This is a genomic window from bacterium, assembly GCA_012517375.1.
In the GTDB taxonomy this organism is placed as follows: Bacteria; Hydrothermota; Tepidihabitantia; order B3-TA06; family B3-TA06; genus JAAYVC01.
This window is the reverse complement of sequence record JAAYVC010000018.1, coordinates 1-23079: the sequence shown is the minus strand read 5'-3', so window position 1 is coordinate 23079 and position 23079 is coordinate 1. Positions and strand designations below refer to the sequence as shown.

The 23079-nt window shown below is 52.0% G+C and carries 21 protein-coding genes; 15 read left to right on the top strand and 6 right to left on the bottom strand.

Annotation, left to right across the window (positions count from 1 at the left end; all coding sequences use genetic code 11):
* Positions 1–556: 556 nt before the first annotated feature.
* A complete protein-coding gene (locus tag GX441_02440; protein NLI97502.1) occupies positions 557–1561 on the bottom strand; it encodes a hypothetical protein in 1005 nt (334 codons plus the stop codon).
* 97 nt (positions 1562–1658) lie between these two features.
* On the opposite strand from GX441_02440, the gene GX441_02435 reads away from it, so the two are divergent.
* The 7 genes from GX441_02435 (at position 1659) to GX441_02405 (ending at position 7845) form a co-directional block, all read left to right on the top strand.
* Complete coding sequence (locus GX441_02435; GenBank protein ID NLI97501.1) at positions 1659–2318, top strand: hypothetical protein; 660 nt, start codon at positions 1659–1661, stop codon at positions 2316–2318.
* Positions 2319–2408: 90 nt separating this feature from the next.
* Positions 2409–3071 carry an outer membrane lipoprotein carrier protein LolA gene (locus tag GX441_02430; GenBank protein ID NLI97500.1) on the top strand — a complete coding sequence of 221 codons (663 nt, stop codon included), beginning with the start codon at positions 2409–2411 and terminating at the stop codon, positions 3069–3071.
* Positions 3072–3081: 10 nt separating this feature from the next.
* Positions 3082–3552 (top strand): hypothetical protein, encoded by a 471-nt coding sequence (locus tag GX441_02425; protein NLI97499.1) that lies wholly within the window; start codon positions 3082–3084, stop codon positions 3550–3552.
* Positions 3553–3755: 203 nt separating this feature from the next.
* A complete protein-coding gene (locus GX441_02420; protein NLI97498.1) occupies positions 3756–4781 on the top strand; it encodes a 4Fe-4S binding protein in 1026 nt (341 codons plus the stop codon).
* The gene (locus GX441_02415; protein ID NLI97497.1) at positions 4778–5650 is read left to right on the top strand and encodes an oxidoreductase; all 873 of its coding nucleotides are present in this window, start codon (positions 4778–4780) and stop codon (positions 5648–5650) included. Before GX441_02420 ends, GX441_02415 begins: the two co-directional genes overlap by 4 nt.
* Before the next feature lie 5 nt (positions 5651–5655).
* Entirely contained in the window at positions 5656–6543 is an 888-nt protein-coding gene (locus GX441_02410; protein ID NLI97496.1) for a hypothetical protein, read from the top strand.
* A gap of 9 nt (positions 6544–6552) precedes the next feature.
* Positions 6553–7845: a Ni/Fe hydrogenase subunit alpha gene (locus GX441_02405; protein NLI97495.1), complete on the top strand. Its 1293-nt coding sequence runs from the start codon at positions 6553–6555 to the stop codon at positions 7843–7845.
* 66 nt (positions 7846–7911) lie between these two features.
* Here the strand turns inward: GX441_02405 and GX441_02400 are convergent, their stop codons facing one another.
* Positions 7912–8526 (bottom strand): hypothetical protein, encoded by a 615-nt coding sequence (locus GX441_02400; GenBank protein NLI97494.1) that lies wholly within the window; start codon positions 8524–8526, stop codon positions 7912–7914.
* Between the two features lie 142 nt (positions 8527–8668).
* Here GX441_02400 and GX441_02395 point away from each other — a divergent pair, with 142 nt between their 5' ends.
* From GX441_02395 to GX441_02360, 8 genes are all read left to right on the top strand, one after another.
* Complete coding sequence (locus tag GX441_02395; protein ID NLI97493.1) at positions 8669–9571, top strand: PTS transporter subunit EIIA; 903 nt, start codon at positions 8669–8671, stop codon at positions 9569–9571.
* A gap of 4 nt (positions 9572–9575) precedes the next feature.
* A complete protein-coding gene (locus GX441_02390; GenBank protein ID NLI97492.1) occupies positions 9576–10883 on the top strand; it encodes an ArsB/NhaD family transporter in 1308 nt (435 codons plus the stop codon).
* Between the two features lie 80 nt (positions 10884–10963).
* On the top strand, positions 10964–11791 hold the full coding sequence (locus tag GX441_02385) for a DUF4097 domain-containing protein (GenBank protein ID NLI97491.1): 828 nt from the start codon (positions 10964–10966) through the stop codon (positions 11789–11791).
* 80 nt (positions 11792–11871) lie between these two features.
* Complete coding sequence (locus GX441_02380) at positions 11872–12495, top strand: GNAT family N-acetyltransferase (GenBank protein ID NLI97490.1); 624 nt, start codon at positions 11872–11874, stop codon at positions 12493–12495.
* Between the two features lie 160 nt (positions 12496–12655).
* Positions 12656–12895 carry a hypothetical protein gene (locus GX441_02375; GenBank protein ID NLI97489.1) on the top strand — a complete coding sequence of 80 codons (240 nt, stop codon included), beginning with the start codon at positions 12656–12658 and terminating at the stop codon, positions 12893–12895.
* 1 nt (position 12896) lies between these two features.
* Positions 12897–13994, top strand: coding sequence for a putative sulfate exporter family transporter (locus tag GX441_02370; protein NLI97488.1), 1098 nt, complete (start codon positions 12897–12899; stop codon positions 13992–13994).
* A 6-nt stretch (positions 13995–14000) separates the two neighbouring features.
* On the top strand, positions 14001–15281 hold the full coding sequence (locus GX441_02365) for a cysteate synthase (GenBank protein ID NLI97487.1): 1281 nt from the start codon (positions 14001–14003) through the stop codon (positions 15279–15281).
* A 20-nt stretch (positions 15282–15301) separates the two neighbouring features.
* Complete coding sequence (locus GX441_02360; GenBank protein NLI97486.1) at positions 15302–16510, top strand: pyridoxal phosphate-dependent aminotransferase family protein; 1209 nt, start codon at positions 15302–15304, stop codon at positions 16508–16510.
* A 74-nt stretch (positions 16511–16584) separates the two neighbouring features.
* On the opposite strand, the gene GX441_02355 is transcribed toward GX441_02360, so the two are convergent.
* The 4 genes from GX441_02355 to GX441_02340 form a co-directional block, all read right to left on the bottom strand.
* Entirely contained in the window at positions 16585–17643 is a 1059-nt protein-coding gene (locus GX441_02355) for a VOC family protein (GenBank protein ID NLI97485.1), read from the bottom strand.
* Between the two features lie 231 nt (positions 17644–17874).
* Entirely contained in the window at positions 17875–19713 is a 1839-nt protein-coding gene (locus tag GX441_02350; protein NLI97484.1) for a PorV/PorQ family protein, read from the bottom strand.
* Entirely contained in the window at positions 19710–22844 is a 3135-nt protein-coding gene (locus GX441_02345) for a hypothetical protein (protein NLI97483.1), read from the bottom strand. Before GX441_02345 ends, GX441_02350 begins: the two co-directional genes overlap by 4 nt.
* A 27-nt stretch (positions 22845–22871) precedes the next feature.
* A partial coding sequence (locus GX441_02340; GenBank protein ID NLI97482.1) for a hypothetical protein occupies positions 22872–23079 on the bottom strand: 208 nt, incomplete at its 5' end.

Genomic DNA, 23079 nt, shown 5'->3' with positions numbered 1-23079 from the left:
GGAGATCGCCACGGTCGCCGCTGCGACCTCGCGATGACGGGTTCCCCTCCTCGATGTGAAGGGGTTCATTTGGCTTGTTTGTAAAAAGGGTAAGGAGGAATTATCACTGCAACTGGATATTTGTGTAGTCCGAATTTTCCTTCCGCCAATTGTTCCGGTTGGACATCAGCAAATACAACCTCCGACCCTGGTTTGTTGAAAGGAAGTGTATCCGCCCTAAACCATCTTCCGGCAGAGCTGTCTAGGGCATACCGACTATGTGATATGTGGATGTACACTTCTACCGCCTAGAATCGTGAATGTCAATCCCAAAAGAGGAGGCATACCCAATCTTAACTCTTCCACGTCTTTTTGTCAATCCTTAGTTATGGTTAAAGGCGAGTTAGCGGCAACGATGGACGCGATGGTTCTCTGCGTTTGCCTTCGGAGCCCTGCCCTTGGATTCAGGCGATTGCTTCACAAGTCAGGGACTTGCGAAGCAATAACATGATTGTTGAAAAGGGAGGATCCCCCTTCCTTCTATTCCCTCTCACAAGGGGAGGGATAGTGCACGTTGTCAACCCACTACAAGTTCGAGCTGCCTTTCCTTATCGCGCTCGGGCAGAACCTGGGCGTTGTAGCCGCGGTGCCGGAGCGCGGAGGCAAGGTCTCGCGCGTAGCCGTGCGTGGTCCACACCTTTTGGGGCTTCACCTTGTCCACGTATCGGAGCAATTCACCGAAGTCGGCATGGTCGCTCAAGGGAATGCCCGGCACCTCGCCCCGTCTCTCGGTCAAAGCCCAGCCAGACACCAACGCAAACTTTACCCCATGAGAATACTGCGCATTCTCATGGGGACCCCGCTTCGTCCCGGACAGATTCAAATGGTGCGCCTTTTGCGGCGGTATCACGAGCACGCCGTCGATCTCGGCTTCGTCCTTGTAAAGCCTGTAGTCTCCGAACCTCACACCGAACTCCTCGTACACCTTGCACATCTCGAAAACGCTCTCCGACACGTACGCGCGAATGCCCGCCTTTGCCAGTACCATCAAAAGCTCCTGCGCCTTGCCGAGCGAATACGCCATGTAGCATGCAGTGAAGCCGAATCGCTTGCCGTCTTCCGCGAACTCCGCAATCCGCTCCTCTATAGTCTCCCTGCGGGGCCACTGGAACATGTGGCTGCCGAACGTCGCCTCCACGATAAGATTCTCCGCCTGGGGGACCTCTATCGGTTCGGCCGAGTAGCCGGGCCGCAGCTTGATGTCGCCTGAGTACAAAAGGCTTGTCTGGCTCGTCTCAACAAGTATCTGGGCAGAGCCGAGTATGTGTCCCGAAGGATAGAGCGTTACATTCATCCCTTCGATCTCGATTCTCTTCCTGCAGGGCAACACCTCGGCGGAATTAGCGTTGTAACGCACTTCCAGCAATCTTGCGGTCTCGGGGGTTGCGATTATCCTGCCCTTGCGGACCGCATGATCTGAGTGCGCGTGTGATATGAAAACAGGTTCGCCGTTCGGACCGGGATGGTCGAGAACGAGGGCATGACTCCCGAACTCGATCCTCATGTTTTCGCGGATGCGCATTAATTATTCTACACCGCATCCCACCTAGGTCAAGGAAGAAGCTCCTTGACCGCAGAGGAATTGTAGGTATTATCGGTTAATAAATAAACGAGGTTGAATGAATCTAACTATATCGAGACTCTTCCTGGCCGCAGCTCTGAGCGTTTCCATGCTTGCGGCAGAGGACGCAGGTGCGCTTATCCAGCGCATGAGAGAGGAGTGGGCGAAGGTCACGGCATACACAGTCCGGATGTCGTACCGTCAGGCGAAGGAGCAGAAAACGGAGGAGCGCACAGTGGACTTTTCATATAAAAGCCCGGTCTGGGTGCGCAACGACATCCTTGAGGGCAAAAACAAGGGCACGAAGGCGGTTTACGACCCTGAAAAAGACGTAATCCTTGCCAGGCATCCCCTTATTCCCCTCCTCCTCAGTTACGACCCATCCGATGAAAGGGTGCTCACGCTGCGCGGAGAGAAGATGTACGAGGTGAGTTTTACGTATATGTTCAAGCGCATTGATTGGTTTCTTGCCAACGGCAAGACGGCGGTCGTCAAAGTCGAGTTCTTCGATGGAGCTGAATGCACGGTAATCGAGTTTGTAGCAAACTCCCCGCAAAACCTTGGAGGCGTGGCTCGCGAGCGCTACTGGCTTGACAATAAAACTTCTTTTCCCCGAAGGCTCGTGAGCTTTGACAAAAACGGAAATGAATTGCAGTGGCTAATACTCAGGGATTTGAGGCTCAATCCGGCGATGCCGGATGACCTTTTCAGGCTTTAGGCTCTAATCGCTCAGGGATTGTTGACGTTTTGAGTATCGTGAATATGATTTAACGCTTGCTGATATCGGGAAACACTGCAAGGAGGAATTATGAAAAAACTTGCACTCAAGCTCATTGTTGCCGCCGTGGTGTTTTCGGCAACTACCATACGCGGCGGACAGGCTGAAGAGGCACTCTCGGGTATGGGCGCAGCCTGCGACGCGTTGCGCTGCTATACCGTAACCATAGCCACGCATGAAGTCAAGGGCTCCCAGACAAGGGACATTACCATAGACTACAGCTGGAACCGCACAGGCTGGATAAAGACCGTCGTGGTTGCCGGCGATAACAAGGGTGCGGTTGCCGTCTACGACCCCGGGCAGAATAAAATAAAGGTCCGCTGGGCAGGCATAGCGCTTCCCGTGATGCTCTCGCCCGACTCGAAATCAACCCAGGGTCTGTACGGACAGAAGATATACGACGGAACTTTCCCTGCGATTTACAAGACCGCTGGCTGGTACAAGACACATGGGACCATCTCGTGGGTAGGCGAGGAAACGCTCGATGGCGTTGCGTGCGCGGTTATAGACCTCAAAGCCAACGCGGCAGGCGATAACAAAGGGATTGCCCGCGAACGCTGGTGGCTCGATAAAGCGACAAGCTTGCCGCGCAAAACCGAGGCTTTCGATGCAAACGGCGTCAAGGTTAACTCGACATTATACAAAAATTTAAAGCTCAATCCCCAGCTTTCAGAGGATCATTTCAATCTGTGAGGTTATACTTATGAAAAAACACCTGCGAATCGTACCGGCGCAGACCGCACTCGGCTTCCTCGCCCTCGCCACCCTCCTCGCCTTCTTCTGCCTTCCCTCCTGCAAGGACAAGGCGTCCGACCCTTTATGGGTGGCCAATCAATACTTCGCCGCCCTTGAAAAGGGCGATGCGGCAAAGGCCTACGACTATCTCTCCGACCGGGCGCTGTTGATCAAGAACTCCAAGGGCGGAGAGATGATGTTCATGGCGCGTCCGGACAAGGCTACCTACGAAAAAATAGTGCAAGGTCTTCCGCGCATCGAAGTTACGAGCATCGAAAGACTGACGGATATGTCGGCTGAAGGAAAACTTGAGGTGTTTCAGGTGCAAGCGAGAACGAAGGAGCGCGGCAGAAACGTCGAACGCGAATCATCGAAGTTTCTTTTGTACCTTGCACCGGATGTTGAAGGTCACTGGAAGGTTCTTCTGCCCAGGCCCTGAGAGGTCTGACAAAAAGCAAGATAAGGCAAACCAAAGCCGGTTCTGAAATCCCTTTCGGACGCTGCTTAACGAAGAAATTTATTTGATAAGACTCTTGTTTTAGCATGCTTATAAAATGATGCAGGGGTTGACAATACGCTCCGGCTGAGTATCCTTCAGCAGAGGTTCCTTTAGAATTCACTTCGCTAATTGGAGGCAATTAGATGAAAGCACTTAAACTGAAGAAGGAGGACCTCTACACCTACCTTGAGTCCCTTAAAAGCTACGGGGAACTCTGGGGACCGGTGCCGCGCGGAGATAAGTTCGTCTACGCAAAGCTCGATAATGTTCGAGACGTTGCGCTAGGTGCGCTGCGGACGATAATCCCGCCGAAGAAATTCTTTGTTCCTCCTCGCTTCAATATGTTCCATTACTCAGGGGATAAGTACTTCGAGACCTTTGAGGACGTGAAGCCTCGAGTGCTCTTTGGTCTTCATCCCTGCGATCTTCATGGCCTTAGGATCCTAGATGAGCTCTTTCTTGAGCGTTTCCCGGATCCCTACTACCGCAAACGCCGCGAGCTGACTGCGGTTATAGGTCTTTCGTGCGTGCCCGACGACAAATGCATGGCTCGATCCACGAACACCCACTCGGTTGAAGGCGGGTTCGACCTCGCGTTCAACGAACTGGGCGATTATTACCTGGTGTGGGTCGGCTCATCGCTTGGCGACGATCTCGCCCGGCTCAACATCAATCTCTTCACGGAAGATATAGAGCAGGCTGATCTTCAGCGCTACCTGGAGTGGAGACGCAATCGCGATTCCCGCTACAAGCTCAACTTCGATCTGACGGGGATGCCCGACATCATGGAGCTTTCCTGGAATTCATCGCTCTGGCAGGAGCTTGCCGAAAAGTGTCTTGCCTGCGGTTCCTGCTCAATGGTATGTCCGACATGCAACTGCTACAACGTGCGCGATATAAGCGAGCTTTCGCTGGCCGAAGGCAACCGCGAGCGTCACTGGGACAGCTGCATGAACAAAGAATACGCCCTTGTTGCAGGCGGACACAACTTCCGTGAATCACGGGCCGAACGCCTCAAGTTATGGTATACCCACAAGCTTAAGGCGTTCATTACCGAGTACGGAAGGCCTTCATGCATAGGCTGCGGCCGCTGCGTAGACACCTGTCCGGTCAATATCAATGTAGCCGAGGTCATACGCGGACTTAAAGGACAGGAGGTGAAAGTATGATGGAAAAACCTCACGTTATCACACCCGCCTCGATGCTCCAGAATCCATTCATGCCGGAGGCTATGCGCATAGTCCGGCGCTATGACCTGACGTCAGACGTGCGCTTCTTCCAGGTGAGACCTGTCGATATGGAGCGTGCACTTTCTCTTGAATACAAGCCGGGTCAGTTCATGATGGTTTCTCTTCCCGGGGTCGGCGAAGCGCCTTTCTCCATCTCTTCCACCCCCTCGCGCCCCGGAATGATAGAATACTGCATCCGCAAGGTGGGACGTCTTACCGAGCAGCTCTTCAAATACAAAGAGAACTCGATAGTGGGCGTTCGCGGCCCTTATGGAAACGGCTTCCCCTTCGAGAAGATGCACGGCAAGGACATCCTCATAGTCGTTGGCGGGCTAGGCGCCGCGCCTTTGCGTTCGCTCCTCCTCTACATCCTCGATAACCGTGACAAGTTCGGCAAGTTCTACTTCCTGCACGGCGCAAAGAACCCCGATGAGATGCTCTTCCGCAAGGAGTTCTTCGAGATTAAGGAGCGCGACGACCTTGAGTGCTATCTGACCGTGGACAGCGACCCCGCCGGGAAATGGCCGTTCAACGTAGGTCTTGTCACCGACCTCTTCAAGAAGGTTAAGGAACTGGACCCTGTGAACACGTTTGCAACGGTGTGCGGCCCGCCTGTCATGTACAAGTTCGTTGTGGCCGAATTCTTAAAGCTCGGGATTCCCAAGCACCAAATTCTCATGACGCTTGAGCGCCGCATGCACTGCGGCATCGGCAAATGCGGACACTGCGCTATTGGTTCCATATACACCTGTCTCGATGGTCCGGTATTTACTTACTGGGACGTGCTTCACATGAAGGATTTGATCTAGGAGCGATGATGGCAAATAAACCTAAAGTTGCATTCTACGGATTTACAGGTTGCGCCGGCGATCAGCTGGCGGTAATACATTGCGAGGACGAGCTTCTGGATATCTTCGGCGCCGTTGACGTTCGCTCCTTCCTTATGGCTTCAAGAGAAACCCATGATGACGAGGAGATAGACGTCGCTTTCATAGAAGGCTCCATCTCCACCGATCACCATCTCGAGATGCTTACCGGCATCCGCAAGCGCGCCAAAATAATCGTGGCACTCGGTTCCTGCGCCTGCTTCGGCGGTCCCCAGGCAGCTCGGCTTGGCTGCGACGACTGGTCCGAGCGCTTCAGGAAGGTCTACGGCGATGTCAAGCATACGGTTGCCAAGCCATTCGAGGCTCATCCCTTGGACGAATACGTCAAGGTCGACTACTATCTTCCCGGATGTCCCATTGACAAATATCAGTTCTTTTACGCCGTAACGCGGCTCGTGCAGGGAATGCCTATAGAGCTCACAAAATTCCCCGTTTGCGCCGAATGCAAGTGGAACGAGAACGAGTGCCTGCTTCTTAAGGGCGAGCTTTGCCTTGGTCCAGTAACGGCTGGCGGATGCAACTCGCGCTGCCCGAATCACAACCTGCCGTGCATCGGCTGCTGGGGTCCGACGGACGAAGCCAACGTAGCTTCAGAAATCAACCTCTTGAAGGAGAAGAAATTCTCCGAGGCCGATATTTTGAACAAGCTCAGGCTGTTCGGCGGAGCTTCGATGGTTCGAAGATTCGGAGACCTTTTAGGCATAAAGACTCCTCAACCGGAAAAGAAAAAGCCGCAGGAAGCGCACTCGGCGGCTGAAGAAGCAGAAACCAAGAAACCGGCAAAGACCGTCCAGGCCAAGCAGGCCAAGAAGTAGGAGCGAAATATGAGCATTGAAAGAGTCAAAATTGAATCGCTCGCCAGGGTTGAAGGCCACGGAGGGATAACGGTCGACTTCAAGGAGGGCAAGCTCTCCTCGGTTACCGTTGACGTCCACGAAGGCCCGAGACTTCTTGAGACCATAGCCGTCGGACGCATCCCCTCAGAGGTTGTCAGCCTCACGTGCCGCACTTGCGCCATATGCACGCTATCTCACCGCTATGCCGCGCTGCGGGCGATGGAAAAGGCTCTCGAGATAGAGATACCGCCGAAAGCGCAGCTCTTGAGAGATCTCATGCACTGCGGCGAGATGATTGAATCCAACGCCCTGCACGTATTCCTTCTTGCGCTTCCCGACTACCTCGGATACCCCTCAGCCGTTCACATGGTTCCGGATTATCTAGAGGACGTTCAGGCAGGATTGCGCGTCAAGAAGTTCGGGGTCAAGCTCATGGAGCTTACTGCCGCGCGCTCCATTCACGGAGAGAATCCAGTAATCGGCGGATTCGGCAAGTACCCATCCAAGACTGACCTTCTGCGCTTCAAGTACGAAGCAGAATCCCTTATCCCTGATGCGGAACGCGGCGTCGAGATACTCCGCAATCTGCGCCAGCCCACTTACATGGAGGAAGGAATGACCTTCATGTGCACGAAACCCGAGCACGACCGCTACGGCTGGGCGGGCGACAAGATAATGATTTCCGACGGTCACGAATTCAACGTATGGGACTACCGCAAGCTGACGAACGAGCGTGTTGTTCCGCATTCGATGGCGAAGCGCTCTTTGTACAACGACAAGCCTTATTTCGTGGGCGCCCTTGCGCGCTTCAATCTTCTTGGCGAGCGTCTTGACGGCGCAGCGGGCGAGCATTTCCGCCGCTGCTACAATCTCTCGTGGATACGCAACCCCATGTACAACAACGTCGCGCAGGCAATAGAGACCGTATGGGCTCTTGAAGAGGTTCCAAAGATAATCGATAAGCTCATCGCCATAGAAGAGAATCCGTCGATTGTCAAGCCGGCAAGAGACAAGGGCGCCGGTTCAGGAGCAGTCGAGGCGCCACGCGGAACGCTCTACCACCACTACGAGGTTGCCGAAGGTCGCGTTGTCCGCGCCGATATCATTACTCCTACAGCGCAGTTCCTCGATATGCTCGAAGAGCACATCCGCATCGGCGCCGATAATCTCGTAAAGGAAAAGGATACAAAGAATATAGAACTCAAGCTCGAGATGATAGCGCGCGCTTACGATCCCTGCATCTCCTGCGCCACTCACCTGGTGAAGGTTCGCGGCTTGTAATCTATCCCTTCTCTTTTCAAAAAATTTAACGGGGCCGAAAGGCCCCGTTCCTTTAATCGAAATATCCTACTTCAACCTCTCCCAGTTATCTACGACAATCCTCGACCACGTCTCGAGACGGTCCCTTCGCGCTTTGAGAACTTCCATGGATGCAAACTCTAGCGAGGTGATGGAGCGTTCCCTTTTTGAAACCTTCTCATGAACAAGATCCCAGAGAACGAGAACGCCCAGGTGAACCCTGCCTACTGCGTTTGAGTCGTCATTGATGAACCCCGCAACTCTCTGGCTGAAGGACGTCTGCACGCGAATCTCCTCCCCGACCTCTCTCCTCAGACCGGCAAAAAAAATATCCTCAATATCCCTCTCGAACAACGAGAAATCCGTAACCGATATGTGACCGCCTATGCCTATCGAACCGAGCGCTTTCAGCCGCTCCTCCCCGGATAAAGCGCCCCTGACATAGTAAAGGACCTTCTCCCTGCACTTCATGACAACGTACGGGATAAGCTGCTTTAAGGACTCGTCCTCCTCGGCTCTTCCTCGCTCCACGAAGCATGCCTTTCCGCTTTGAAGTATCCGGTCGAGCATCGAGGAGTCGTCCGGTCTTAAGCCTGAGAACCACTCCTTCTCGTCAAGAACCGAGCGGGGAAAGCAAAGCACCTTTTCCTGGTTCTTATTCAAGTCTTATCCTTGCCGCAATCCAATAGCATAATGGCAATTTACGCCTCGTTAAGCGTTTGTCAATCTCAGCATGTTTCGGAAAGGCGCGGGGGTATTCAAGTTGACAAAAACCGGGAATCGCCTAAACTTGTCGAGATAAAAAATGAAACTTATACATCTAATAAGACCCGAGCGAGTCTTCTGCGGGCTTAAAGCGACAAACCTCTCCGAAGCCATAAGGCTTTTGGTTCCTCGTGTGCTGGCCGATAGATCCGAACAGAGCCAGAAAGCCATAATCGACGAGGTTCTTGAGCGCGAGAAGCTCGTTTCAACCATTGCAGGGAGAGGGATTGCACTGCCGCATGCCCGCTCGAACGAAATCTCCGAACTTGTAGTCGGCATAGGCATCTTTCCGGACGGTCTTGGCGATCACACACCGGACGGTGAACCTTTAAGGATTATCTTCCTGCTTCTTGAACAGAAGAAGGTATCCAAACTGTATCTAAAGACCCTCGGAGTTCTAGCGCGGCTCGCTTTAAGCGAGGAAATCCACGTTGAGCTTGCTTCGGCCTCGAGTCCCTCCGAGGTGCTGAACGCTATTAAAAAAACCAACCTTCTGGTTACTGAACGTCTTTACGCGGGTGACATCGCTCGCAGGGTTGAGACTCTGCGGGAGGATATGAATCTCAAGGAAGCTGCAGATCTCTTCTTCCGCAACGAAACCCTGACTTTGCCCGTGCTTGATGCCGAAAACGAAGTGGTCGGAATCCTGCGATGCTACGATCTTCTTCAGGCAGCAATGCCCGAATACGCCCGCATGATAGGCGACCTTCGGTTCATCTCTGAGTTCGAACCCTTCGACAGGTTTCTTCAGGAGGAGGACAAGATGCCTGTTTCCTCGGTCATGGTTCGGGATTTTGCCGCCGCAGACGACAGCGCATCGATAATAGAAATAACGAGCGTTCTCCTTCACCGCTCGGAGAACGCGCTCGTCGTGACTAAAGAGGGAAAGTATTTCGGCGTGGTTTCGCTGAGAGACATCATAACAAAGGTGATGCGTACCTGATATCATGACCACGCAAGCCTGGGTTGCCATTGCTATATTCGTAGCGTCCTATATAGCTATAGCCACGGAAAAAATCGACCGCACCGTCGTAGCACTTGTGGGCGCAGCCTTAATGCTGATAGTGGGGTCCATCGATCAAGCCGACGCCTTCCTTCACATAGACTTGAACGTCATCTTCCTCCTCGCAGGCATGATGATCATCGTAAACATCATAAAGCGTTCGGGCCTTTTTGAGTGGCTCGCCATTTCCTCAGCAAAGCTTTCCAAGGGACGGCCGTTGCTTTTATTGATTGTTCTTTCTCTTCTCACCGCGGTCATATCGGCATTTCTGGACAACGTTACGACTGTACTTTTAATTGCGCCCATTACGCTTCTTATTGCCGGGACATTGCGCGTCGACCCCCTTCCCTTTTTGATCTCCGAGGCGCTTGCCTCAAACATCGGAGGAACGGCGACGCTGATAGGCGATCCGCCCAACATCATTATCGGAAGCGCCGCTAAACTCGGCTTCAACGACTTCATAATCCATCTTACGCCAATCGTGATGCTCGTGCTTGTGGTGTTTTTGTTGAGTTCCACTTTTCTCTTCGGAAAAGAGCTTCGTTCACGCACCCCGAACGTAGCCGCCCTTAACGATCTCAATGCCCGTAAAGCGATACGCGATAAGTACCTTGTATGGAAGTCCTTGGCAATATTGGGGATAGTAATCGTCATGTTCGTTCTTCACGAGGCGCTACATTTGATGCCTGCGACGATAGCTTTGGGAGGCGCCGGGCTTCTTCTCCTTGCATCGCAGCTGCCGCCGAGAGAAAAGAAAACAGACCCTATTGAAACCATACTGGCAGAGATCGACTGGCACACGCTTTTCTTCTTTATCGGCATGTTCATAATGATTTCGGGGCTGGAATCGACGGGAGTAATCAAAGAGCTTCTGAGAATAATCATTGCGGCAAACATGGGCAAGGTTTTTCTCCTTTCCATGATAATCCTGTGGGGCTCGGCTCTTTTAACGTTCGTTACATCCTCGGTGCCTTTCGTTATTGCCATGCTTCCCGTCATAAGGGGGCTTGCATCGCAGGGGGTGCAGCCCATAGAACCCCTATGGTGGGCGCTTGCGCTAGGCGCTTGCCTCGGAGGCAACGGAACCCTTATCGGCGCTGCCGCAAACATGGTTATCGCGGGCATATCGAACAAATCGGGGCATAAAATCAGCTTCTGGGCGTTCGCTAAAAAGGGAATGCCTACAACTATCATTTCCCTCATCCTTTCAAGCATATACATATGGCTCAGATATTTTGTCTTAGCGCGGTAAGAATCCTTTAAGCGATTCTAGATTAGTCTATTGACACGACAATCGATAATGCTATACTATCCGATAATAAAGGAGGAATCTTGAAGAAATTATTGGTTCTGACCGTCTTTTCAGGCGTTTTTTTCCTTTCATGCCTGCCGAACTACGCTTTTAAGGAATACGAAAAGGATACCGAGTCTTATAAGGCATCAAACTACAGCCAGCTTCAGATAGAAACGGAAAACGGAGAGATAGAGTCAACGGTTGTCCAGGGCGATACAGTCATAAAAGTAACCCTTGAGCGCTGGGCTACGGGCATTACGTCCGTCGATGCAAAAAACCATCTTCCGGATGTTGTGGTGCATGTAACGGAAGATACCACTGCAAAGATTCTAAGGATTTATGTTGATATCCCCCAGATTACCGGCCGGAGCTACGGCTGCAATGCTACCATCAGTCTTCCCGAATCCCTCTATGTCGATTACGAAACCTCCAACGGCAAGATAACGGTCGAAGGCAACCAGAATGGTCTGCTTCTGAGCACATCGAACGGCGAGATAAACACGAACAATACGTCAGGAAAAGCTGATCTTAGCACTTCTAACGGGCCAATAACAATAGATAATCATAAGGGAGACGCAAAGGGTGTGACTTCCAACGGCGAGATCTACGCCAGGGTCACGATGCCGAAGACGGACGGGTCCTGCAACCTCAAAACATCCAACGGCAAGCTTACCCTTTTTATTCCCGATTCTGTAGGCGCCGCTATTCGAATGCAGACGTCGAACGGCGATTTGAGCGTCGATTCCGACCTTCACGTTCAGGTCACGAAGATGGAGGACAATCTCTTTGAAGGAACAATGGGCGACGGCTCAGGAAACATCGAGCTCGAAAGCTCGAACGGGAACGTAAGCTTAAAGAAGCTTTAACCGCGTATCCTAGCAGATTTGCAGGGAGGGGCTCGAGTCCCTCCCTCTTGTATTAAAGCAAAAAGGATGTATATTGTCCTATGGATGGCGTTAAAATCAGAAAGGCAAAGCCCGATGACGCCGCAGCGGCTGCACCCTTAATATATTCCACCGGTCCGATACAATTCAACCTTGCTTACGGCTCAGAGGCAAGAGCTACGTCATTAATATCAAGACTATTCGCAAGGCGGGGGAATATTTCGAGCTTTCAATACGCAAGAATGGCAGAAAAATCAGGAAAGGTTGCAGGCATTCTCGTTCTGCACGACAGAGATATAATCCGCAACGCTTATGCGCAAACGGGCGCCGAACTGGTTCGTCTTGCAGGGCCTCTTTTCTTATTCTATCGTCTTCCATTATATCTGCGCCAGGGATTGATGGACCCCGAACCGTCTCAAAACGAACTGTTCGTAGCTCAGGTCGCAGTGGTGTCTTCGTTCAGGGGACAGGGCATAGGCAGGCTTCTCATGAAGGAGGCGGAAGACGTAGCCAACATGAAAGAATACGCAAGCATAAGCCTTGGCGTAAGCAAGAACAACCGGCCTGCCATAAGCCTCTACAAGAGCCTGGGATACTCCATTGCCGATGTCCTGGAATCGCCGTGGCTGAAAAGACGGTTCGGGTTTGCCGGGGTCTACAGGATGGTCAAAAGCATCCAGAAATGAATTGAATTCTGGCTTCGCTCTTTGCAATGGGTTCAGACTTCGAGGTTTGAAAATATATCAGCTAGTTAAAAGTAAACTAAGTTAACATTCAATTAAGCTCACTAAACATCCTTTTGAAAAGTCTTGACATCCTGGAAAAAAATTGTACTATTTGCACTTAATGACTTGTAGTCGAATTGATGCGGCTGAAAATCGCAAAACCGGAGGATACATGGCTTCTAAAAACAACGAAATCGAAAGGGCGGCGGATGAAAGAAAGTCCGTCAAGATGCATCTGGATTGGTGGGCTCTTATTGTCGCTTGCGTCCTGACTCTGGGATTACTTATCTGGCAATGGCTGGGCGGAACACCAGAGATACCATTCAGCTCGCTTCTAAAATTCATGCTCCCGGGGGGCTGAAATGGGCGAAAAAAAGAAAAGCGTATGGGGTTTCATATCCGGTTTGTTGCTTTTAATTGTAATCGGTCTTGTTTCGCTTTACCTCTCCGAGCTTTTCAAGAAAGTCGTACACGTAGAATGGATTAAGGCTATTCTCGGAGCGAACGTAATCATTGCAATTGTTATCGGTATGCTTATCAACAACCTGCTGATAGAACGAATCAAGGGCCTGGCGGATTTCCTTGCTCCCGGTCTTGAGGCCTACGAGTTTCTTTTGAAGCTTGGCATAGTTTTCCTTGGCGCGAGGATACTCATATCGGACTTGCTAAAACTGGGCGGACTCGGTCTCGGTATGGTCGTTGTAGAGATACTCTTCTCAATCTTCTTTGTTACCCTTATAGCGAGGCTGTTCAAGCTTGACGAAAGGATAGGTTCTCTTCTGTCCGTCGGGGTCGGCATCTGCGGCGTATCTGCGATAATCGGGACCACAGGCGCAATAAATGCGAAGAGGGAAGAGGCAAACTATGCGATTGCCGTAATTCTCATCTTCGGCGCCGCCGCAATGATAGTCTATCCTCTCATCGGCGCACTCCTGCACATGAATCAAAGCCTGTTCGGGGTCTGGGCAGGTCTTGCCGTCGACAACACCGCAGAGGCGATAGCGACCGGGCAGCTTTATGATCAGGTAAAAAGCGCGTCAGGCGCGCTAGAGGCGGCAACCATAACAAAGATGTGCCGCAATGCGCTTATGGGTTTCGTTATCCTCGGATTCGCCATCTACTATGCGTCAAAGGGCATGGCCAAGCAGATAGACCACAAGGGCAAGTTCCTCTGGCAGAAGTTTCCCAAGTTCGTTCTCGGTTTCGTGTTGTTCGCCGTGCTCGCTTCGGTCGGGGTGTTCGGAGGACAGAAGTCTGCAATGCTTGCATCCATAAAATCGCTGGAGGGCTGGGCTTTTCTGTTCACGTTCGCCGGCGTAGGCCTTAGAACGAGATTCTCGGATATGGCTAAAACGGGCTGGAAGCCTTTTGTTGTCGGGATAGCCGCCGAAACGAGCGTCGCTCTCGTTACGCTGGTTATGGTTCTCCTTCTCGGGGGGCTTCTTGCTCTTAAAACATAAGAAAAAATGAACGCGGATTTCAAGCCTACATCGTATAGACTCGAATGCCTCGAGTGCGGCAAGGTATTCGAGAAGGACAATCACCTTCTTTCCTGCGATGAGGGGCATTCGCCGTCCCTGCTCAGGGCTGATTACCGTAATGTCCGGCTGTCAATAAAAGGAAGTTCGAACGGAATGTTCATATTCAAGGACTGGCTGCCACTCAGACGCTACATTAAAACGGATTCCATCCCCGTTGTTTTCAAGAGCGAAGCGTTAGCGCTTGAAGTCGGACTCGAGAATCTCTGGATAGTTTTCTCCGGCTACTGGCCCGAACGCGGTGCAAACATGAAGACCTGCACTTTCAAGGAGCTTGAAGCCCCGCCTGTTTGTTCGCGGCTTGAGGAATCATCTCAGACCCTGGTTGTCGCATCGGCAGGTAATACCGCAAGGGCGTTCGCCGAGCTGTGCTCCGTGAACGAAATCCCTCTCTTACTCGTTGTTCACGAAGCCGGACTCGACTGCATCTGGTCCACCAGGGCTTTTTCGAGTTCCGTAAGACTAGTTGCTGTGACGGGCGGTGCCGACTATCTCGACGCGATTCAAGTTGCAGATATGATATCCAAACTTCCGGGGTATATACCCGAAGGAGGGGCGAAGAACGTCGCGCGCAGGGATGGAATGGGAACCGCACTTCTTGCTGCGGCTCTCGAAATAGGCAGGATTCCCGACCACTATTTCCAGGCAGTCGGCTCGGGAACCGGCGGAATAGCGGCCTGGGAAGCTTCGGAAAGACTCGTACGCGACGGTCGATACGGCAGTGCGAAAATGAAGCTTCATCTTGCTCAGAATTACCCCTTTACGCCGATGACGGAATCATGGAAAAAAGGCTCAAGAATACTTCCCGAGATTGAAGAATCAGCTCTCAAAGAGAAGGTCTCGCAGATATCCGCACACGTTCTCTCCAACCGCAAGCCGCCATACGGAATCCGCGGAGGCGTATTCGACGCCCTTACGGCAACAAACGGTCTTATGTATTCCGTAACGAACGAGGAAGCATCTGCTTCAGGCGGCCGCTTCGAAGAGCTGGAGGGCATAGACCTGGACCCTGCCGCAGCCGTAGCTCTAGGTGCTTTAAAACAAGCGTTCGAATCCGGCTCCATCGACAAGAAAGAGGTAGTGCTTCTCAACATCACGGGTGGCGGCAAGAAGAGGCTTTATGAAGACTATAAAATACACAAGCTCGAGCCTCACATTACCCTGAGACTCGATGAGATCACGCAAGAAACAATTGAAAGACTTTTCTGAAAGGAACCCATAACAAAACTATGAAAGATTTGTTCTCCAAATGCGGTGAGGAAGGCGGTTATTTTTCGTATTTCAGGCTAAAGCGAGACCGCTACTTCGCCCTACCGGTGCTTGACGGGATGCCCGGACCGAGAATGACGTTCAGCGGCAAGCCAGTTATTCAGTGGGCGATAAACAACTACCTTGGTCTTGTCCAGAGGCCAGAACTAATCGAGACGGCTAAAGAAGCCGCAGCGAAATGGGGGGTAGGCGCGCCCATGGGTGCAAGATTCATGACCGGAAACACCGAACGCCACATAGCGCTCGAGGAGCGTCTTGCCCGATATTCCGGAAAGCCGAGTGCGATTCTTTTCAACTACGGTTACCTCGGCGTTCTCGGGACGGTTACATCGATGATAGGTAAGGATGATGTAATAGTAATAGACAAGCTCGCACATGCTTCAATGATGGATGCGGCATTTTCAACGCGTCAGTTTATCCCGTTTCAGCATAACAGCATGGAGAGTCTTGAGCGGGCATTGAAAAGGGCCACCCGGAACAGGGAGGGAGGGGTCCTTGTAATGACCGAGGGAGTGTACGGAATGACGGGCGATCTTGCCGACCTTCCCGGCGTTGTGAAGCTCAAGAATAAGTACGGGGCAAGGCTCTACGTGGATGACGCTCACGGCTTCGGCGTAATGGGCAAGCAAGGCAGGGGAACGGGCTCTCACTTCGGCGTACAGGACGATATCGACATATACTTCGGAACGTTCGCAAAGTCGTTTGCAGCCATAGGCGGGTTCAGTTCGTCAACCGATGAGGTAATTGAATATATCCGCTACAACGCCCGGACCCAGATTTTCGCGAAGTCGCTTCCCATGGTCGTTGTTGAAGTGCTTATCAAAACATTGGATATAATCGAATCCGAACCAGGTTTGTTCGACAAGCTCTGGGAAAATACACGCAAGCTTCAGTCCGGTCTCAAGGAGCTTGGCTACAACCTCGGCAACACGCAGTCTCCCGTAACGCCTGTATACGTACCCGCAAACGATGTGGAGACCGGTATGCGCTTCATACACAAGATGCGCGACGAAAAGGGCGTTTTCATCTCAGGTGTAATGTACCCTGTCGTACCCAAGGGTGTAGTTCTTTGCAGGATGATTCCGACAGCCGCACATACCGACGAGGACATAGCACTGACAATAAAGGCTTTTCGCGAGGTACGTGATGAGATGAAGCTGGAACTATAGAGTTCGTTTTCCTTATAAGTCGAAATAAAACTGAAGCCGCCTGAAGGCGGCTTCAGTCTGTTCTTAATAAGGATTCAATCCTTGTATCTCTTATGGCGCGACATCTTCATAAGCCATTTGGGCAAGGCTTTCCCCGGCTTGCGCTTTTTCAAATCTATTCCTATAGAGTTCGTTATTTTGAGTTTTGTCGCCTCAGCGAGTTCAATCATGGTGCCGTCAGGATCCTTGAAGTAGGCAAAGAAAGCGGTCGATCCGTGACCCATATCGAAATCCTCTGTGTTAGGCTCGAGCAGGGGTTCGGCGCCGCGCTTTTTCAACTCATCGAACGTGGCTTTTATATCGTGTACGTCGAAGCATATCTCCATCTGTCCCACATCGCCCCAGCGTCTTGCGTTGTAGATATGCTTGCCCTTGTCGCCCTCGACTTCCACAAGTTCAATCATACCTCTGTCGAGGTAGAAGCTGTAGAATGATGTCGAAGGCCTGGAATCCTTAAGCATGACCCTGCGCATCCTGCGGTTTCCTCCAGGGATGGAGGATAGCATGGGGTCGTAGCCCTGCCAGTCGTATACGATGTCCTTATAATCGAGGACGTTGCGGTAGAACTCGAGAGAGCGCTCCATATCGCTTACCGCCACCGTGGAAAAAACAATACCGCCGATGAAGTTGCCGTTGAGCTTAAGCGAATAAGGCATTCCCGGTATCTCAACTAAATAGATAAGAAGGTTATCGGGATCCTTGACGAGTGCGGCTTTCCATGAAGGGTTTGCCGGCCAATCCGTCGGTCGTGAAACAATCGACTCCGGCATATCGCCGAACAAATCAAGGGCTTTGTTCAAGTCACGGACTTTTAATGCCGTGGCGGACATTCCGGGGTTTCCCCAGTTCCAGTCAACTGGGTAGGGCTTTGGCTCTGTAGAAAGGTACTGAAAAATCTCTAAGGTTGCGCCGCCCAGAAGGTTGGCGGCAATCACTACCTTGCGCTCATAGTCTCCTCCCACCAGGGGTTCCATTCGGGACGCCCTGCTTTGATTAAGACTCATGGGAACGTCGAACCCGAGCTTTCGATAGAAAGACCATGAACGGTCCCTGTCATTCACCCCGAATCCTATATGTTGAATTGCGTTTATCAATGTCTCTCCTTTAATCCCGTTTGCTGTAATCGAACAATCCCTTCAGACTGTTTTAGCAAGGATATATACAAGAAACATATTGTCAATACGGCAAGAGCCTTAGGGCTACAGTGTGCGAAAAAAAGCCCGCGGGGAGAAAAAATATCCCCCGCGTTCTAAACCACGGGGGATAAAATCCTGATAGGATAGCAAGCATCCGGCGCTTGGAATTATCTGATATCCAGGATGTCTCTATCGCTCCTCGATGTTTTTGATCTCGTGGTAGTACTCGATTCCTGTCAGAACCTTGAACTCAACACGGCGGTTCTTTGCCATGCCTTCTTCGGTTTCATTCGACGCAACAGGCTGCGAATCGCCGTATCCTTTTGCCACGAGTCTTGCGGGTTCTATGTTGAACTTATCGATCAGATATTGTCTCACTGCGTCAACACGTCCCTGGGATAGAGCCAGGTTATCTTTGAAATCAGGGGTCTTTATGGGTCTCGAATCGGTATGACCGCCCAACTCAACCTGAATAGTAGGGTTGTCGGCTAGTATCTGGCCTATCTGATCGAGCACGGTATAGAAATCGGGTAGTACACGCGCTTCACCAGTCTCAAAGTTAATGTTGTGGAAGACGATGAGTTCCTTTTCACGAAGCAGGGCAAAGTCCTTCTGCGCTTTTTTGTCCGGTTCCACGGTTACCGATGCATCCTGAGGGAAGTATTTCGAATGATCAGGCTGAACATGAAGCTCATAGTCTCCGCGGTAAAGCGCAGGCAAGGTATAGTTTCCCTGATCATCGGTTTTGACTTCGCCCTTGATGTCGTTCGGACCCTTATAGGTTATGGTTCCGGTGAGCGGATCGTTGGTCTTTACATCGAACACTTTTCCTGCTATGCCTCCGGGCGGAATCTTGGATAAGGCAACAACAAGTTCCGCCTTCTGACCTGCCTTAACCTGTGTCTCTCCTGTGGAGGGATAGTAGTCGTCCTTGCTCGCCTTAGCCGTTATCTTTCCGGGGTTAAGTCCCTTGCGTTCCCAGACGCCTTTTTCGTCCGTATCCTTATCCAGTTTAACAAGGCCTTCGATATTCAAGTGGGCTACTATGGGCGCTTTCGTCTCGGCGTCTATTACGCGTACGATAACGTCGCCGTACCTTGGACGTTCGCCGAAGGCGGCTATGAATGCGAGTCTGTGAGTGAGGCCGAGCTGGCCGTATGGAGCTAGCGCGTAATCGATTCTGTAGTTGCTTAATACAAGCCCTACACCTGCGGTAAGACCTGCAAGTATATTCAACTCGCCTATGGTCTGGGGACCGGACTGAAAACCTATGCGGGCGGCAAGAATCTCAAGCGGCCAGACCTCCGCTCCAACATGAACGCTGATATTGTTGTCCATGGGGACCCTGACATCCGCCAGAAAGTTGGCTCCGTAAAGCAGATCGTCAAACGTAAGAGCCGCTCCTACCTGCGCCTGCATCGGAAGCATATAGCTTTCTCCGCCGTAGAACATGCCTGGTCCAAGATTCTGAAGGCTGACGCCCAAACCGAATATGGGTGAAGGCTTCCAATGGAAGGAGAGATCTACGGCTCCGCCGAAACCTGATGCGTCGTAAAGGTTCTCGTAAAGTCCCTTCAGGCTTGCGCTAAGGCCGATGTTGCTTCCAATCTGCCTCGTGTAGGAGGCCATGAATAAAGCCTCGTAGGCCGCTATCAGAGAATCGCCAGAAACAGGAAGGTTGTTCTCATCCCAGTGCTCGATGCCTGAAGCGCTCGAGAAGTTAAGGGCAAACCCTATGGTGTTTTTAGGCGACTGCGGCCAGATGATTGCCGCATACTCGTCGCGGATTCCCTTGAGCCACTCGTGGTGGGAGAGCATGGCTTCGTAAGTGTTTAGCTGATTAAGACCTGCAGGATTCCACCAGAGGGCGGTGATGTCGGTCGCGATGCCCATGTAGGCATTGCCCATTGCTGCGGCGCGCGGACCGAAACCAATCTTCAAAAGCGGATGAGCGGTGGTTCCTGTGTTGCCACCGAATTGAGCGAAGGCTGCGGAAGCGATCGCAAGAATAACGAGTATTCTTTTCATTGGCTCCCTCCTTTCGAGAGCGCTTTCTTAACTACATTTCTAGCCCTGTGGGCTTCGTTATCTGGAACAAAATTGAAATGATACAGCATGACGCCTGGTGCTGGTCTTCTGCCCTCGGACGTCAGCCCGTCCCAGGGTTCGAAATAGACGCCTGGGTTATCATAAGGTTTATTCTCGACAACCGTAGCCAGGTATTCTCCGGCACGGTTGTAAATCTTCAAAGTCACCTTCCCCGGCTCAGGCAGGCTGAAATAGAAGGTCGTAGGACCGGTAAACGGATTGGGGAAGTTATGCACGTTGAATAGCGGAATAACAAGAATGGTGTCTTCCGAGCGCTCCGTTACCGTGTCCCTGACCGAGGAGCGCGCAGTCAACACTGCGATGGCCGTATTGCCCAAAGCCGAAGTGCCTGTAAAATCGTTTCCCACTCCCGCAGGCGGCGTAACCTCAAACAGGAACTCTTTCCCCGAACCAGGGACCAGGGCTCCGACATCCGGAACCGAGTTGCTATTCAGGTCTCCCAGCGGGACAAGGGATATTTCAAGCAGGCGGTAATTCCATACATTAGCAGTAATGAATCCGACCTCTATATCGAAAGTGTCTATCTTATTTCCAAGATTCTGAACGCGCAGCGTGCACATGACGGGAGTTTCGGGCTCCGTCTCCACCAGCGTATCAGGATCAATCCTTAATGCCACAACCGGCACCGTGTCAGGCGGAACAAGAACGGTCGTGACGAGTCTTGCCCTGGATGTTGTCGCCGTATCGACCGACGAATGCGCAACGACCCATGTTGTGTCGCGTTCACCCTCTGTTGCGGTGAACGGAATGGTAACATCCACTAAGAGTCCAGCTATTCCACCTCCCCCTGGTACAGAGCCCAGGTCAGGTACGCCGTCTGCATCCGAGTCGGTCAATGGAGCGCTAATCCCTGAGCGTCTGTCCACATTCCATCCCGCAAGCGTCCCTTCTGTTGTTATGTCGACAACATCGGGTCCGTTGCCGGAGTTTGTGAGCGTCAAGGCGTAGCGAACGGTCTGGCCTCTGTACGCCGATGAATCCTGATTGGGCAGGAGAAGCAAAGCGGGCATAGGTTCCACGTGAGTTATTAAAAAAGCCGAATCCCTAACGGTTTCATTGTTCGTTGAATGAACCCAAACAATAGTTGTATCGACATCGCCAACCATTGCGTCGGAAGGCGGCGTAAGTCCGACCCTGAAAACACTCTGGCCGCCGCTGCCTGAAACGGAGTCCACGTCCGGTATCCCATCCGAGTTCGAGTCTTCCATCCCATCACCCGTTGAAGTGTAAAGCGTAAGAGTCCATCCCGGAAGTGTGCCCTCGGTCGTGACGTCGATAACGTCAGATACCGTACCGTCGTTCGTTACCGTCATTGGGTAGGTTATCTCGACTGCGGGATAGGTAGTCGAGTCGTAATCGGGTTCGAGCGTTATGGATGGTCCCCAGTAAGTCGTTACTTCGAAGAGCACGGGCAGATCGGCAAGATAGCTCCACTGAAGACCTGCATCGTATTGGAAGTACCTGTTTATTGCGAGCTTGCCGTTTACGGAGTCGGGTATCGACCCGTTGGAGCGCGCCTGAAACCAGTCCGTCCATGATGCGTCGGGTGTTGGAGTCGGACCTGTGCGGACTCGGAAGTTTATGTTCGATGTCCCGGGAGTAGAATCAATAGTAATAAAGGCATCCCAGTTCACGGCCTGGCCGGCGTCGAACACATTCGATATGTAGGGTTCGCGCTGTTCCCTCGTGTAAACGTGACCCATGTCCCTGCACTGCGAGTGATGGTCAACGTTGCAATAGAGCTGAGTATGGGTGTAAAAATCCGGACCCCAGAGCACACCTGATGAATCAAACAGCACCCACGAGTGAACGAGAAGATCCTTTATGCCGTCTCTGTTCAAATCTGTAAGAAAACCGCCGGACATGTTGTACTTGCGCGCGCCGAACTCAAGGCGGCTCGAATCCGAGAAGCCTTCAGGTCCTCCCAGATACACCCAGGGCTTGAACTTGCTTAAGCCTGAACTATCCTGGGCATCACCCCTGAAGAAGACCAAGTCGAGCCAGCCGTCGTCGTTGTAGTCGTACGAAGCTGAGCCTCCGAACACAGAACCCGCATTGAGAATCAAAGGATCTTCGTATTTTTTCGGTCTCGCAGGGTCTGCATAGTAAACGTAAGCCTGATTGGATGAACCTGTTCCCGTAAATACTAAATCGAGCCATCCGTCCTTGTTGAAGTCGGCAACGTTCGCGCCGTGCGGGAAATAAGGCAGAATAGGCAGCTCTTCCCTGTTGCTGGGGCTGAAACCGGTCCCTGAACCCCAGTAGATGTAATTTTTCGTGCCGTATGTCGGGTAATAGTTGACTACGACAATATCGTAATAGCCGTCCTTGTTCATATCGGCAACCTGGAAGTTATGGCGAGCTACCCATGCGGGCAGAAAGGTTGCATTTGAGGACGAGTACGCCCTGTTTGGTCCTCCCCAGAAGATAGCTATTGAGTCCTGAAAGTCGTTGAAAGTCGTGTCTAGCTGGGTGCCGTAGTCGCCTCCGATGATGTCGAGCCATCCGTCCTTGTTGACATCCGCAATGTATACGGTTTCAGTCTGCTGCTTCTGGGGAAGCATGGTCGTATCAGTGGGAGATGGACCTGCGGCGGTGCCCCAGTATATACACAGCGCTCCGACCTTCGGGGCTGAAGGAGAATAATAATGACAGACGACCAGGTCGTTGTAGCCGTCAAGGTCAAGATCGGCTCCGTCAACCTCCGCTCCGTTGTAGGTCGGGTACTGCAAAAAACGCTGCGTGTTGAAGCCGTCGGCTCCTCCAGTGTATACAAGAATCCAGTCTCTTTTAGCCTGATCCCAGCCTGCCGAAGTAGGCTTGTTCGAAACGACAACGTCTATCCAGCCGTCGTTGGTGAAGTCGAAACGGGGAACGAACTCCAAGGCTCCTGAGTCCGGCTCATACGATACCGCTCTGTACGAGCAGTATATATCGCGCTCGTACCAGCCGTCAGAGAAATCGTTTCTCGATGTCTCCGTCCAGCTTCCTTGCTGACCGAATACTACCAACGGGAGCAAGAGGGTAAACAAAACAAACGCTCTACGCACTAATCCTCCAAAATATATTATAAACTTTCATCGAACCAAAACAATCTTTGCAGTCCGGGCGCCCGCAGCATCCTCAAGCCGGGCGAAGTAAACTCCTTCGGGCAGGGATATGCCCTTTTCGTCCCTTCCGTCCCAGGTAAGAGTGAAATAGGCCGGAAGAACCCGCTTTGATAGGAGCGTGCGCACCCTTGCGCCGCTTGCATCGAAGATGCCTAAATCCGCGTGTCCTTCAGTC